This window comes from Chryseobacterium sp. 2VB (assembly GCF_005503635.1).
Lineage (GTDB): Bacteria > Bacteroidota > Bacteroidia > Flavobacteriales > Weeksellaceae > Chryseobacterium > Chryseobacterium cupriresistens.
The window spans coordinates 1-15,248 of sequence record NZ_SCNC01000032.1; the positions used below are offsets into that span (position 1 = coordinate 1).

Consider the following 15,248-nt stretch of genomic DNA (forward strand, 5'->3'; position numbering starts at 1 on the left):
ACATTACATAAAAAAAACTAATGAAAGTATACTATTTTTTGTTAAAAAACACATATTTAACAAAAATAAACCATTAAGACATTATATTTTTTTAAGAAATATTAACAATAATAAATATTTATATTATCTATAGAAAAAATGCACAAAAAGTACATCAAACCAACTGATTAACAATAAAATAAGTCACTTATAAAAGATAAAAAACTCTATAAAAATCAAAATACAATGCAATGCATATAATATTTTCACCCTGAAAAAGGAATCAATTACCCACAAATAGTGAAAAAAATATATTTAAATTACCAGAATCCGAATAGAAATAAATAATAACTGAAATAATGACAATAATAAATCCTATAAAATACTTTCCTGTAAAATTTTATATTTTTGCAGTATAGATACAATTCATGGAGCTAATAAAAAACTGGTCAAACCTTTACATCGAAGCAGGATGTGATGAAGTAGGAAGAGGGTGCTTAAGTGGGCCGGTGGTAGCGGCAGCGGTAATTTTGGATGATGATTTTGAACAAAATCTGGTTAATGATTCAAAAAAGCTAACGTTTAAAACACGTATGGAACTTGATAGCTACATTAAAGATAATGTGAAAAACTACGCCATCGCAGAACTACCTCCCTCCTTTATTGATGAGCATAATATTCTTAATGCAAGCATCCATGCAATGCATCGTGCGCTGGATAAATTAACGATTACTCCTGAACTTATTCTGGTGGACGGAAATAAATTCCATCCCTACAACTACATTCCGCACCAATGCATTATTAAGGGAGATTCTAAAGTATTGTCGATTGCTGCAGCGTCTATTCTTGCCAAAAATTATAGAGACAAGTTAATGATTCAGCTTCATGAAGAACATCCTGAATATGGGTGGGATACCAATTTTGGCTATGCTACTAAAAAACATCAGGATGCGCTTATTAAACATGGACCGACCCGATATCACAGACAGTCTTTCAGATTGAAATATGATTAAAAGTAACTGATTTTTCAATTATTAAATTTTTCATCCACTGATTGAAAATTTAAAATCATTCTAAATAAATTACAGATAAAAAAAGAGAAGCAATTGTTCAATTGCTTCTCTTTTTTAACGTATTATTAAGAATTTATTTCTTTTTATTTCTTTGTTGTTCCTGAGCTTTTTGCTGCTCCTGAGCCTTCTCCATCATTTCTCTCATTCTCTTCTGGAATTTACCTTCCGCTTTCGGTTTTTCCTTATTAGACTGAATCTGGGCATGGATTTTCTTTTCATCCAGGATCAAGTACTTAATAACAAGGATAATCAGGATGTTAATCGCATTCGATACAAAATAATACCATGAAAGACCTGAAGCCGAAGTATTAAGGAAGAACAGGAATGTAATCGGGAAGATATACATTAACACCTTCATATTTGGCATTCCTTCCTGCTGAGGCTGCTGCATATTTCCTGAAGTCATAACAGTATAGATTAAAATAACAACTGTACAGGCTAAAGCGAAAATACTTAAATGGTCTCCAAGGAAAGGAATTTTAAACGGAAGCTTGATCAAATCATCATACGCTGTCAAATCTTTGGCAAACCAGAACCCTTGACCTCTAAGATCAATAAAGTTCGGGAAGAAACGGAACAAAGCATAGAAGATAGGAATCTGAACTAATGCCGGTAAACATCCCGCCATCTGATTCACTCCAGCTTTTCTATACACTTCCATCGTTGCCTGCTGCTTCTTCATCGGATCTGCATCCTTGAACTTCGCGTTCACCTCATCAATTTCAGGACGGATCACCTTCATCATAGCACTTAGTTTGTGCTGCTTATACATAATTGGCGACAGGATCAGCTTTACGATGATCGTCATTACAAAAATCACCCAACCTGCTGATAAGCCCCACGCAGCGATAATACTGTATAACCACATGAAGAAATAACGGTTCATTGCCCCGATGAATGACCAGCCTAACGGAAGGATTTCATCAAAATTCTTATCGTAAGATTTAAGCAATGGCAAATCCAATGGCATAAAATACCATGTGAAATCCTGGTTCAGCTCGCTTCCTGTCATCTGAACAAAACCTTCGTAGTTGAATTTCTTCAGATACTCTCCTTCTTCAACATTCTCCTGATTACCTTTACTTTGTGTAAATCCGTTTTTAGCTTCAATCACTGAAGAGAAAAACTGCTGCTTTACACCAATCCAGTTAAGAGTTTCTTTTTCCTCTTCCATTGTGGTTCTTCCATCATAATCATAGTCTTTATAATTATTGAAGGCATAAGAAAATTCTGAGTGAGACTGTTCCTGAGCTCTACCTTTTTCAAGGTTTCTTACATTATAATCCCAGATAAAATCTGCTTTGTTATCAGAAGTAATTTTAGAAAGTCCCTGAGTTCTTACTTTAAAATCAAGGGTATATTTTGGTAATAGTGTGTAAATGAATTGAATGACAGCACCATTGTAATCTGCAGTTAAGGTTACAGCATTTCCATTAACAGCTGGTGAGAAAACTAAATCTTTAGTATTAACGATTTTCCCTGTTTTATCTTTAAACTGAAAACCGTAGTTTGAATTATTCTTTGTGATAAGATAAAGAGGCTGATCTGCATTATCTGTTTTGTGGTTGTAGGCTTTATATTTTAAAAGTTCTACTTTGGAAACCTGTCCTCCTAAGCTTGAAAATTCAAGTTTCAGTTCATTATTCCCAAGACTTGCTGTCTGAATGGCATTAGGAGTTACATTTGGATTGATATTGCTTGCCTGAGTTTGCTTTACGGCATTTTTTGCCTGTTCCGTTTTCTGCTCCTGAGCTTTCAACTCCGCTTCTTTCGTTTGTTTGTTCTGGAAATAGAACATAAAACCGAAGAGAACAAGGCATAAAACCGCGAAACTAATCATTTGCTTCTTATCGATTCCGTTGTTTTGTTGCATTTTATTTTATATTAAAATTTTAAATTTAAAATGTACGTACGGGTGTACATAATTTGAGCTGACAAAAATACTGTTTTTTTATCAAAACTCTATGCTTTACGTTGTTACTATATAATAAACTCAAGCTGAGAATAATCAGCCTGAGTTTATGGGTAGACGTTTATGCTAAAATTTTACCTTATTTCTTTTCGCAAGCTTTGATGAAAGCTCTGAATAGCGGATGCGGTGTTGCTACCGTACTTTTATATTCCGGGTGATACTGTACCCCTACATAGAACGGGTGATCAGGAAGTTCCAGGGCTTCTACCAAACCTGTTTCAGGGTTGGTACCTGTAGCAAGGAAACCATTCTTTTCAAATTCCTGAAGATAATCACTGTTGAATTCATAACGGTGACGATGTCTTTCAGAGATATTTTTGTTTCCGTAGATATCGTATAATTTAGAACCGTTTTTCAATGAGCACTTCCATGCTCCAAGACGCATTGTTCCTCCTTTATCTACTACATTTTTCTGTTCTTCCATCAAAGAAATTACAGGATCAGGAGTAGCGGTATCAAATTCCATGGAGTTTGCTTTGGTATGTCCTAAAACATTTCTTGCAAATTCAATCGTCATAATCTGCATTCCTAAACAGATTCCCAACATTGGAATTTTATTTTCTCTTGCATATTTTGCGGTAAGAACTTTTCCTTCAATTCCTCTGTCTCCAAAACCTGGTGCTACAAGGATACCATTCACACCTTTCAGTGTATCTTTGATATTTTCTTCCGTAATATCTCCACTGTATACCCATCTTACTTTTACTTCAGTTTCAAGGTCTGCACCTGCATGTTTGAATGCTTCAGCAATAGAGATATAAGAATCCTGAAGGGAAACATATTTTCCAACCAATGCAATTTCAACAGTCTTCTTAGGATTCTGAAATTTTTTAAGGAAACTCTTCCAGTCTTTAAGATCAGCATCTTTATCGCTTTTCAGATCCAGTTCTTTCAAAACTACATCATCAAAGTTCTGCTTCTGAAGGTACATTGGAACTTCATAGATCGTTTCAAGATCTTTACATTCGATAACATTATCCAAAGGAACATTACAGAACTGAGCTAATTTTGCTCTCTGATCTTTAGGAATCTTATGTTCTGTTCTGCACACCAAAACATCTGCCATAATTCCGCTTTCCATCAACTGACGAACGGAGTGCTGGGATGGTTTTGTTTTCAATTCTCCACTTGAAGCAAGATAAGGCAGTAAAGTAAGGTGAATCACCATAGAATTGCTCTCTCCTAATTCCCATTTCAACTGGCGAACAGTTTCAATGTAGGGTAAAGATTCAATATCCCCTACAGTTCCTCCGATCTCAGTAATGATAATATCGTAGTTCTGTTTTGAAAGAATTTTAATTCTACGTTTGATTTCGTTAGTAATATGAGGAATTACCTGAACTGTTTTTCCAAGGAAGTCTCCTTTTCTTTCTTTTTCAATTACAGTCTGGTAGATTTTTCCTGTAGTAACGTTGTTGTTTTGGGATGTAGGAGCATCAAGGTAACGCTCGTAGTGGCCTAAATCCAGATCCGTCTCTGCACCATCTTCAGTCACATAACACTCTCCGTGCTCATAAGGATTCAAAGTTCCTGGGTCGATATTGATATAAGGATCTAATTTTTGGATCGTTACATTAAAGCCGCGTGATTTTAGTAGAAGTCCCAGAGAAGCAGAAACGATTCCCTTTCCCAAAGATGAAGTTACACCTCCTGTCACAAAGATGTACTTTGTATTCTTTTTACTCATTAGATTAGGTTTGTGCAAAGTTAGGGGAAAAAGAAATACAAAGCAATCTTTTACATTTTGAAAATGATAAAACACCCCTCAAACAACTATAAAACCAGATAAAAATTTTTATTAATATTGATCTAAACAAATGAAACAAAGCTACAACCCAAAGGATTTTCGCCTATCAGCAAAAAAGGTTTTCCATTTGAGCGGAAAACCTTTTTATATTTTATATTCTGAATATTATTGCTTAGTCAGTTCAAAGTAAGCTGTTACTTCAACATCTTTCGCGATTCCGGCTCCTGACGGGTCATATTTGATTCCATAATCCAGACGATTCACGGTAAATTTGGTCTGAATTCCCATAATTTCTTTTCCGTCCTTATTTTTTGTAATTCCTCCAAACGTAACCGGAGCAGTAATTTCTTTTTCCACGCCCTTCATCGTCAGTTTCCCTTTTACGATGTAATTATTGTTCTTATCTTTTGTAACGGAAGAACTCTTAAATTCAATCGTAGGATATTTGGCAACATCGAAAAACTCTTCGCTGATAAGATGTCTGTCTCTCATGTCCACTCCTGTATTAATGGAAGGAACACTGATAGAAAAGTTCAAATCGGCATTATCCAGATTAGCACCACCAGTGGCTGCTTTTCCGTCAAATTTATCAAACCTTCCCTGCACAAAACTGATTCCCATATGCTTGATATTAAAATTGATTGATGAATGCATCTGGTCTACCTGCCAGCTTCCCTGTGCAAAAGCAACAATACTTACAAGCGTAAATACGAAAGATAAAAATACTTTTTTCATTGTAATGATATTTTACATTATATATTTTAATTGAATAAAGCTAAGATATGAAAGATATTCCTATCACAGACGTATTAGTTTTTTTATATTAAACCCATTTACATTCTGAAAAAAAAATGCTTTTTTATAACTTCGCAGTATGGCAAAACTGAAAACAGCATATTTCTGTCAAAACTGTGGAACCCAGTACCCTCAATGGCTGGGGCAATGTAAAAACTGTGGAGAGTGGAATACATTAGTGGAAGAGGTTGTGGAAAAACCTTCTCACAAAACACCTCCCTTTTCGAAAACCAAACAACATGTTATCAATATTGTTGAAGTGGAAACGAGCGAAGAGCCGAGAATAAAAACACCTTCCGAAGAGCTGAACCGTGTTTTAGGAGGCGGCATCGTTTTGGGTTCTGTGACCCTGATTGGTGGTGAACCGGGAATCGGGAAATCTACCCTTCTGCTTCAGCTTGCTTTAAAAATGAAGAAAAAAATCTTCTATGTTTCCGGGGAAGAAAGTGCTTCTCAGATCAAAATGAGAGCAGACAGGCTTACGGATATTCAGAATCCGAACTGTTTTCTTTTTACGGAAACTTCACTGGAAAAAATCCTTCATGAGGCCAAAAAACTGGAGCCGGATTTCATGATTATCGATTCTATCCAGACCCTGCAGTCTCAATTGATAGAAAGTTCTCCGGGAACAGTATCCCAAATCCGGGAATGCTCCAATGAGATCATCAAATATGCCAAAGAAAACAATACTCCGGTATTTCTTGTCGGCCATATCACCAAAGACGGACAGATTGCCGGGCCAAAGGTTCTTGAACACATGGTGGATGTCGTGCTGAATTTTGACGGAGACCGAAATCATCTTTTCAGATTATTGAGAGCCAATAAAAACCGTTTCGGCTCCACTTCAGAAATTGGAATTTATGAAATGATCTCACAGGGATTAAAAGAGATTAAAAACCCTTCGGAAATACTGATCACCAAGAAGTTTGAGGAACTTTCAGGAAACTCCGTTGCAGTAACTCTGGAAGGAAACCGACCGATGCTTCTTGAAATACAGGCATTGGTAAGTACCGCCGTTTATGGTACTCCTCAAAGAAGTAGCACCGGTTTTGATTCCAAAAGGCTGAATATGCTTTTGGCCGTATTGGAAAAAAGAGCTGGTTTTCAATTGGGAGCAAAAGACGTCTTCCTTAATATTACCGGAGGAATAAAAACAGATGATCCGGCACTGGATCTGGCGGTAATCGCTTCTGTTCTTTCTTCCAATGAAGATATTGCTATTTCTGAACATTACTGTTTTGCCGGAGAAATTGGTCTGAGTGGAGAAATACGTCCGGTAGCCCAGATTGAGCAGAGAATTACTGAAGCGGAAAAATTGGGTTATGAAAAAATATTTGTTTCCAACCTTAATAAAATCCCGAAAAGAAAATTTGGAATCAAGATTGAAGAAGTGAGTAAAATTGAGGATTTTCACGAGAGGCTTTTTTAGGGTGAATGGTCAATTCTGCTTCGCAAGTCAATCGTCAATTGGAGTGTGGATAAAAAATTCACAAGCGAAGCGAATTCACTTATCACCTTTCACTATCCACATTTAATTCATACCTTTAAATTATGAATTATCTGGCTCATTCTTTTCTTTCTTTTACCGACGGGCAGATCGTGGGGCAATTTCTCGAAGATTTCATCCGCAACAGAGATCGTTTTTCTTTCCCGAAGGAAATTCAGGACGGAATTACCCTGCACAGAGCGATTGATACATTTACAGATTCTCATCCTGCTATTCACGAAGCCAAAAAAGTATTTGCTCCTTTGGTAAGACTGTATGCCGGTGCATTTGTGGATGTATCAATGGACCATTTTGTAGCCAGAGATCTTTCCCTGAATTCCCTGGCAGAATGGAAAGCACATTCTCTTCATGTTTACAGTGTTTTGAATGCCCACGAACAGTGGCTCCCTGAAAATTTTAAAAAGATGCTGGTTAAAATGGAACAGGATGACTGGCTTTATAATTACCGTGAAGACTGGGGAATTAAATTCAGTATTCAGAATGTACTGAATAAAGCGAAATATCTGGATAAAGATATTCCTGTTTTTGAAGCTTTTTTAAAGAATAAAGATTATCTTCAGCAGTGTTATGACGATTTTTTTCCTGATCTTCTTGCTCATGCAAAAGGGATCAGCACATTACTCCAGCTGGAAAGCTGATATTCTTAAAACTGTTTATAGAGATAACGGTTGGGATAGGTAAGTTTTTCACTGTTTCTTTGCCCGTTTACAATGATATGAACAATATTGATCTGATCATCAAAAAGGTTATACAAAAAACTGACAGCTGCTTCTACTTTTTTCGGAGTGGCCACCGGTTCTGACTCAAGAAAGATATCTACAGATTCCTGATCTTCTTCATAACCAATATAATTTACTTTTAAAAATTTGTTATCAGCCTTTAACCTGAAATATTCTGAACAATATTTTTGCAGGGCATCATTCAGTTTCGCCTTATATTTTTCGTCATTAAAATGAAAAGCACCTCCATATTTTTTCCCCAGGCCATTTTCCATGTCATCAAGAAAGAATCTTCCAGTCACTTCAAAGGTTCTGGATTTTGAATTATAATTAATTTCAACAGATCCTACATGGTATGGATGAACCGCATCACTGCTCATAAAGCTCTGAGAAATAATCGTCATCAAAAAAAGAAATCCCCAAAAAAACTTACCCGACATGAATTTTATTTTACAGCAAATATAAAAAAAGCAGCAGTTATACAACCGCTGCTTTTGATTATAATGGATTGATGAATTTATTGCTTCATTACTTTTTTCGTAATTTTTGTGTTATCATCCAATGCAATGGTAAACAGATACATTCCTCTTACCAGTTCTGAAACATCAATTTTACCGGAATTTTTATCTACATTGACCGTTTTAATCAATTTTCCTGAAGCATCATAAATAGTTACTGTCCCTTTAGAATATCTGCCTAACGATACATTTACAAAATCTTTTGCAGGATTCGGGGTGATGTTCACTTCTGAATTTATTTTAACCTCTGCTGTTCCCAATGTTGTTCCTGTTTTTACAAAATATCCGCCAAAGCCTGTCGTCTGGAAGCTCACTTCCCAATATTGGTAAGTATCATTCCAGATAATATCAGCAATATTTGGGGTAATTATTGTGGCAGTTCCTCCAAAAGAAGCTACGGTACCTGTAGTACTTGTTCCTGTATATTTTTCGATAAGAAGATTCGCTTTATTTGCAACATCAGTAGGTGAAGTAGGTAATTTCACTGCATTGGTCAGATTATAGGCATCGAAATCACTCTGTTTGAAATATAAGGTTACTTTACCGGTAGCTGTGGTAGTGTTTGCATCCGAATTGATTTCATATCTTCTTGCCACATAGTTGGGCTGTACATTATCAACCCACACTTTGGATGTTACATTTCCTGTTACGGTACTGGCTGTTTCTTTTTCTATTCTTGAGATAAGCTGGCAGGAATTTGTAAAATAATTGTAACCATTTGTCACCGTACTGGCTTTCGTCTGGTTGGATGTTGCTAAATTCTTTACTTCAGCAACATTTTCGTAGACCACGGCTCTCATTTTAAGATCAAATGTTCTTGAAGTCCAGGTAGTACCGTCTGTAGAAGTCTTAGACCTGTTATTCACTACTGCATTTTCAGCTTTCATGGCAATCCTTCCTCCTAATCCGTTTACGACAATATAAAATTCTTTTCCGGTTACCATTTGAATATTCAGATCTGAAAGGTTCACATAATTCCAGGTAAATCTCTGAACGTTATTAAGCCATGAAGTAATGGTTTTAGTCGCTATAATATCTCCGGGGTTTCCATTGGCATCCACTTTTCTGATTTGGATGTCAACCGGAATATCCGAAGGAAGAGAAGTACCTGTTAAGAATGAAAAACCGCCCAGTTTTCCTGTCAATGTCGGCGTATATCTTACTGCCAGGGCAATATTATCAAAGTAATAATTAGATTCTGTATTGGCGATAATATAAGGTTCATCGTATCCTACAGTTTCAAAATTAGATTTTACACAACCTAATTCATCTGTGACAGCTTTGTAGATATCTAATTTCCCATATCCCCATCTCATATTGGGAACAGTTCCTGTTGCCCCATCCATTCTTGCATTTGAAGTAAGACGTGCTTTCACCTGAGCTGCCGTTAATGAAGGATTAGCCTGAAGCAGTAAGCCGACAGCTCCTGCTACCCCCGGTGAAGACATACTTGTTCCCTGGTTTTTTACATAATAATTGGTTCCGGCAATGATATCTGTTGAGCCAGGAGCAGAATCGGCTGATCGGGAAGAAATCACGTTCTGTCCTGAGCCTGCAATATCCGGTTTCTGGACACCATCTACTCTTGGTCCCTGGGCACTGAATGAAGAGATGGATTCTTGCGGAGTAAGTGTAAAGTAGCCGCTTGCTCCACTATACCAGCTAGCTCTTCCCATATAAGAAGCTACCGTTATGGCGTTGGAAGCATTCCCCGGTGATCCTACAATATATTCATTATCCCCATTTTGTAAGGTGGTTTGCACTCCCTGACTATACAGCCAGCCGTGGGCTGTGATCTGCTGAGTTCCGTTGTTGGTAATTTCCAATGAATAATTCCCCTGAACATTGGTGGTTCCGGAGGTTCTGGTCACTACCAACTGTACATATCTTTTATTGTTGTCGTTACTCCAATAGTTGTACATGGTTGCGGTAAGACCTCCTCCTAATATAGTATGAGCAGTATTTGTACTGATATTCTGCGTATACTGCTGTCCGTCCGGAGTGGTTAATTTTGCAGTAACGGGAGTATTGTCATTGGCATACATAATGAATGAGAATACTGAAGCTGCGGAAGTGTTGCTTGCTACGGTAAAGTTATATGTTTGTGCCGCACCGGCTGCAATATCTACTTTTCTGTGAAGATTAGCTCCATAATCATTTCCTGCAGAAATCACAACAACTCTTCCCGCTCCTGAAGTGGTAAAACTATTCACTGCTACTTCATGGCTGGAGGTTCCGTCGTGGGCACTGCTCTGACCACCGATACTCATATTAACGACAATGGGCTTATTAAGAGCCGTTGCTACATTCTTGAAATACGTTAAAGCATTAATGGTATTGGTTGTGGGGAAAGACCCGTTGCCACCTTTTACAAAAACAATATCTGCATCAGATGAGAATCCCTTATGTCTTTTATCGGCAAAGGCTGCACCATTCCCGGCTGCTGTACCTGAAACGTGGGTTCCGTGACCATTAATATCATTTTCACGAACAAAACCTGTGGGTGTTCCGTCCAGTTCATCTTCAATCTGTGCTCGGGTATATTCTACACCAGTAGAAAACCCTACCGGAGCCGTTTCTCCCGCCTGTGCAGTTAAGGTCTGATCCCAAATGGAAACAATTCTGCTTTTGGTCTGATCATTGGCTTTTCTGAAATCCGGGTGTTTCCAGTCTATTCCGCTGTCATAAATTCCTACCAGAACACCTGTACCGTTATAAGCGGTGTTATTGAAAACTCCATCCTGCAAAAGACTTGCTCCGGACTGAGCTCTGCTCACATCATTATGAAGTTCATCAAATTCCGGCGCCATTACAGAGGTTACATAAGGAAGCTGCATCAGTCTTTCAATATCTTCAATGGTAACCAAAGCTGTGGAGAAAGCCGGCAGCTGGCTCTGAATAATAAAACCGTCAGCTTTCAGTTTTTCCGGTTCTTTGGTATAAATAATACATGAATACATGGTTTGTGCTCCCTTTGAAGTCACTACCAGATGCTTATCAAGTTTCATATCAGGACGTTCCAAATCTTTAACAGATCTTCCATTGGCAATATTTTCCTTATTTTTCAATAAAATATCAAACCGGGAGTCAAGTTTTTGTACCTGTCCGTAAAATGCATAGGAATATAATCCTAAAAACGCTGCTGCAGCATTTCTGAGAAGCTTCGCTCCTCCGGGTGAAATGTTTACATTTGTAGAAAATAATTTTTTAATATCCATAATTCATTTTTAAGCAATACAATTATACAATTTTTATTCAACATATCAATAAGCCAAGATATTAACAACAATCAAGCTTAAAAATTAAACCAAATAATAAAATCAATCATATTTTAACAATATATTCAAAATATAAAATTTTTTAACCAAAATGCAGGATTTTCTTTTTTATTTACACCTTGGATGGGAACACATTATTTCACTGGATGCCCTTGATCATCAGCTTTTTGTTCTGGCTTTAATTGCTGTTTATTCTTACAGTGACTGGAAAAAAATTCTGATTCTTGTTACGGCATTCACCATTGGACATTCCATTACATTAGCACTAAGTATTCTTGATATTTTCAGAGTTCCTTCCGACTGGGTGGAATTTTTAATTCCTTTAACCATTGTTCTGACCTCTCTGGATAATATTATCATGAAAAACCAGAAACAAACTCTGATGCGGGCCAATTATTATCTTGCATTGATCTTCGGCCTTGTTCATGGGATGGGATTTGCCAACACCGCAAGAGTAATGATTGCCAAAAGCCAGAGTATAGCCTTACCTCTGCTTGGCTTCAATATCGGGCTGGAGCTTGGCCAGATTGTAATTGTTTTTGCTATTTTGATCGTCCTTTTCATTCTGCTCAATCTTTTTAAAGTGAATAAAAAAGACTGGGTTTTATTTGTCTCTTCAGGTGTATTTGCTTTATCCCTAAAAATGACTTTGGAAAGAATTCCTTTTTAAAATTTAAATATTCATATTAATTCAACAGGTAATTACTATCTTTGATCATTAAAAAATCATTTCGGTTATGAAACTAAAAGTTGTTATACTTTCACTTTCTGTATTTGCATATACAGGTTTCACCGCACAAAATATTCAGAATAACCCTGGCAGCAATCATGGCAACAAGTTTGAGCAGCTGGGCACTATTCTGCCAACACCCAACATTTACAGAACGGCATCAGGAGCTCCCGGTCACGGATACTGGCAGAACAGGGCCGACTACAACATCACCGCTTATCTGGATGAGGATAAAAGAAACCTGAAAGGTTCAGAAACGGTAACTTATTACAACAATTCGCCTGATGATCTGGATTATATCTGGCTTCAGCTTGATGAAAATGAACATTCCAGCATTAGAAATGCAGGATATGATACGTCATCTGTTCTTCACCCTTCAACAACAGACCAGCAGCTTAAAGTAACAGAACTTCCTGTTAAGGATAACGGGTATGGTGTAAGTCTTGAGAAAGTGACTGATGTTTCAGGTAGTCCTTTGAAATATACAGTCAACAAGACTATGATGCGTATTGATCTTCCCAAGGTTTTGAAAAAGGGTGAGAAATTCGTTTTCAAAGTAGACTGGAACTACAATATTCCCAATAGAATCAAAATGGGCGGCCGCGGCGGTTATGAAAATTTCCCTGAAGACGGCAACGATCTGTATACCATGGCACAATGGTATCCGAGAATGTGTGTGTATAGTGATTTCCAGGGCTGGCAGAACCACCAGTTTACCGGAAGAGGTGAATTTGCGCTGGTTTTCGGAGACTTTAAAGTTTCAATGAATGTTCCTTCCGATCATATTGTTGGCGGAACCGGAGAGTGTAAAAATTATGATCAGGTATTAACGTCTGATCAACTGTCAAGATACAAAAAAGCTGAAAATGCTTCTGAACCTATTGAAATTGTAACTTTGGATGAAGCTAAAAAAGCAGAAAAAAATCATTCAAAACAAAGAAAAACATGGGTTTTTGAAGCGAAGGATGTTCGTGATTTTGCCTGGACTTCCTCCCGAAAATTTGTCTGGGACGGAATGCGTGTAACAATCCCTGAAAACAATAATAAAGTAATGGCAATGAGCTTTTATCCAAAGGAATCTTATGGTCTTTACAGAAAGTTTTCCACAAAAGCGGTTGCTCATACTATTAAAACCTATTCGGAATTTACAATTCCTTATCCATACCCTGTAGCCCAATCTGTAGAAGCGGCCAACGGAATGGAATATCCGATGATCTGTTTCAACTTCGGAAGAACCGAAAAGGACGGAACCTATTCTGAAGGAACCAAAAACGGAATGCTTGGAGTGATTATTCATGAAGTTGGACACAACTTCTTCCCAATGATCATCAATTCTGATGAAAGACAGTGGGCATGGATGGACGAAGGCCTGAATACCTTTACAGAATACCTTACAGAAGAAAAATGGGATAATAAGTTCCCTTCCAAAAGAGGACCGGCATGGACCATCGTAGATTATATGAAACTGCCGAAAGATCAGCTGGAGCCTATCATGAGCAATTCTGAAAATATTGTTCAGTATGGGCCGAACGCGTACTCAAAACCTGCAACCGGATTGAATATTCTTCGTGAAACAATTATGGGAAGAGAGCTTTTCGACAAAGCTTTTAAAACGTATGCCAAAAGATGGGCTTTCAAACACCCTGAACCTGCAGATTTATTCCGTACCATGGAAGATGCCAGCGGTGAAGACCTTGACTGGTTCTGGAGAGGCTGGTTCTACGGTACAGATCCTGTAGATATTGCTATTGATAAAGTAACGGTTGCTGTTCCTAATCTTGAGAGTGATCCAAAAGCTGCTGCTGAAGTGAAATATCAGGTAGAAAAACCATTGGTCAACAATTTTGAAGATCTTTCAAAAATCAGAAACAGAGAAGATAAGAATATTAAATTCTATGCAGACGGCGATAAGGATGTTCAGGATTTCTATTACAAATATGACAGAGGCCAGGAAAAGGTAGATAATAATAAGCAATATAGCATCAAAACCGAAGCTGGTCTTCCTTTAGATGCTAAGGATAAAGAGAAATTCAAAAATATTACAGGATATCAGATCGATTTTGTCAACAAGGGCGGATTGGTAATGCCTATCATTCTTGAGTTCACGTTTGAAGACGGTTCAAAAGTATATGATAAATCTGCCGCACAGATCTGGAGGCTGAATGAACAAAAAGTTTCCAAGACCTATTATTTTGATAAGAAAGTGAAATCTATTCAGCTTGATCCCATGAGAGAAACTGCTGATATTGATACCACCAATAATTTCTGGAGCAGCACCGGAACAGGTACTGAAACTTCAAAATTCCAGCTTTTCAAACAAAAACAGGAAGGCGGGAATGTAAGAGGAGGCTCAACCGGAAAGGTTAATCCAATGCAGGCTGCAGGAAAAAGTTAAAACCAAGAAGTTGTAAACTTTAACAAATACAACACTACTTCGTATTAAAGATGATAAGATTTATTGTTTTTAATATGAGGTAGTGTTTTTTTTTGCTTAAATCTGCCTAACCAAAAGTTCAGGAATCAATTGAACTTCTATACAATACCAACACCTTTCTTTCGTCTATAAAAAATATAACAACCTGACTTAAAAAGTTTTATATTTGAATAAACATCAACATCAATGTCAAAAACCTGATTGACAATAAATGTTCAGGATTAAAAAAACAAAATATTACTTATGAAAAATGCCAAATTACTAAGCAGAGATGCTCAGAAAACGATCAATGGCGGACTTGCTGCCAGACTCGTATGCTGCGAACGCGACGACAACGGAAAATGTACTTTATGGATCGGACCGGGACAAAATTGTCCTTAATCTGTAAACTGATAACAATTAAAATAAAGCCGGAGTTTTCCGGCTTTCCTTTTTATATTCTCAAGCTCCGGATTTCGGATAAAAACCATTAATAACTGATAATCAAAATTTTATT

Annotated in this window: 11 protein-coding genes; 6 read left to right on the top strand and 5 right to left on the bottom strand. The window is 37.2% G+C overall.

Going from position 1 to position 15,248, the window contains the following annotated elements:
- The first annotated feature begins 407 nt into the window (after positions 1-407).
- Positions 408-992 carry a ribonuclease HII gene (locus tag FFS26_RS20330; protein ID WP_137905973.1) on the top strand — a complete coding sequence of 195 codons (585 nt, stop codon included), beginning with the start codon at positions 408-410 and terminating at the stop codon, positions 990-992.
- Between the two features lie 133 nt (positions 993-1,125).
- Here the strand turns inward: FFS26_RS20330 and yidC are convergent, their stop codons facing one another.
- From yidC to FFS26_RS20345, 3 genes are all read right to left on the bottom strand, one after another.
- Positions 1,126-2,925 carry a membrane protein insertase YidC gene (gene yidC / locus FFS26_RS20335; RefSeq protein ID WP_137905974.1) on the bottom strand — a complete coding sequence of 600 codons (1,800 nt, stop codon included), beginning with the start codon at positions 2,923-2,925 and terminating at the stop codon, positions 1,126-1,128.
- Positions 2,926-3,103: 178 nt separating this feature from the next.
- The gene (locus FFS26_RS20340) at positions 3,104-4,711 is read right to left on the bottom strand and encodes a CTP synthase (RefSeq protein ID WP_110008139.1); all 1,608 of its coding nucleotides are present in this window, start codon (positions 4,709-4,711) and stop codon (positions 3,104-3,106) included.
- 225 nt (positions 4,712-4,936) lie between these two features.
- Positions 4,937-5,506 (bottom strand): YceI family protein, encoded by a 570-nt coding sequence (locus tag FFS26_RS20345; protein ID WP_137905975.1) that lies wholly within the window; start codon positions 5,504-5,506, stop codon positions 4,937-4,939.
- 139 nt (positions 5,507-5,645) lie between these two features.
- On the opposite strand from FFS26_RS20345, the gene radA reads away from it, so the two are divergent.
- On the top strand, positions 5,646-6,995 hold the full coding sequence (gene radA / locus FFS26_RS20350) for a DNA repair protein RadA (RefSeq protein ID WP_110008141.1): 1,350 nt from the start codon (positions 5,646-5,648) through the stop codon (positions 6,993-6,995).
- Between the two features lie 122 nt (positions 6,996-7,117).
- Positions 7,118-7,711: an ACP phosphodiesterase gene (locus FFS26_RS20355; RefSeq protein WP_137905976.1), complete on the top strand. Its 594-nt coding sequence runs from the start codon at positions 7,118-7,120 to the stop codon at positions 7,709-7,711.
- Between the two features lie 5 nt (positions 7,712-7,716).
- Here the strand turns inward: FFS26_RS20355 and FFS26_RS20360 are convergent, their stop codons facing one another.
- The gene (locus FFS26_RS20360; RefSeq protein WP_137905977.1) at positions 7,717-8,232 is read right to left on the bottom strand and encodes a DUF6702 family protein; all 516 of its coding nucleotides are present in this window, start codon (positions 8,230-8,232) and stop codon (positions 7,717-7,719) included.
- 77 nt (positions 8,233-8,309) lie between these two features.
- Positions 8,310-11,528: a S8/S53 family peptidase gene (locus tag FFS26_RS20365; protein ID WP_137905978.1), complete on the bottom strand. Its 3,219-nt coding sequence runs from the start codon at positions 11,526-11,528 to the stop codon at positions 8,310-8,312.
- 151 nt (positions 11,529-11,679) lie between these two features.
- Here FFS26_RS20365 and FFS26_RS20370 point away from each other — a divergent pair, with 151 nt between their 5' ends.
- The 3 genes from FFS26_RS20370 (at position 11,680) to FFS26_RS22665 (ending at position 15,133) form a co-directional block, all read left to right on the top strand.
- Positions 11,680-12,258 carry a HupE/UreJ family protein gene (locus FFS26_RS20370; RefSeq protein WP_137905979.1) on the top strand — a complete coding sequence of 193 codons (579 nt, stop codon included), beginning with the start codon at positions 11,680-11,682 and terminating at the stop codon, positions 12,256-12,258.
- 67 nt (positions 12,259-12,325) lie between these two features.
- Positions 12,326-14,713, top strand: a complete 2,388-nt coding sequence (locus FFS26_RS20375; RefSeq protein ID WP_137905980.1) for a M1 family metallopeptidase — start codon at positions 12,326-12,328, stop codon at positions 14,711-14,713.
- 282 nt (positions 14,714-14,995) lie between these two features.
- Positions 14,996-15,133, top strand: a complete 138-nt coding sequence (locus FFS26_RS22665; protein ID WP_167348788.1) for a hypothetical protein — start codon at positions 14,996-14,998, stop codon at positions 15,131-15,133.
- The last annotated feature ends 115 nt before the right edge of the window (positions 15,134-15,248 follow it).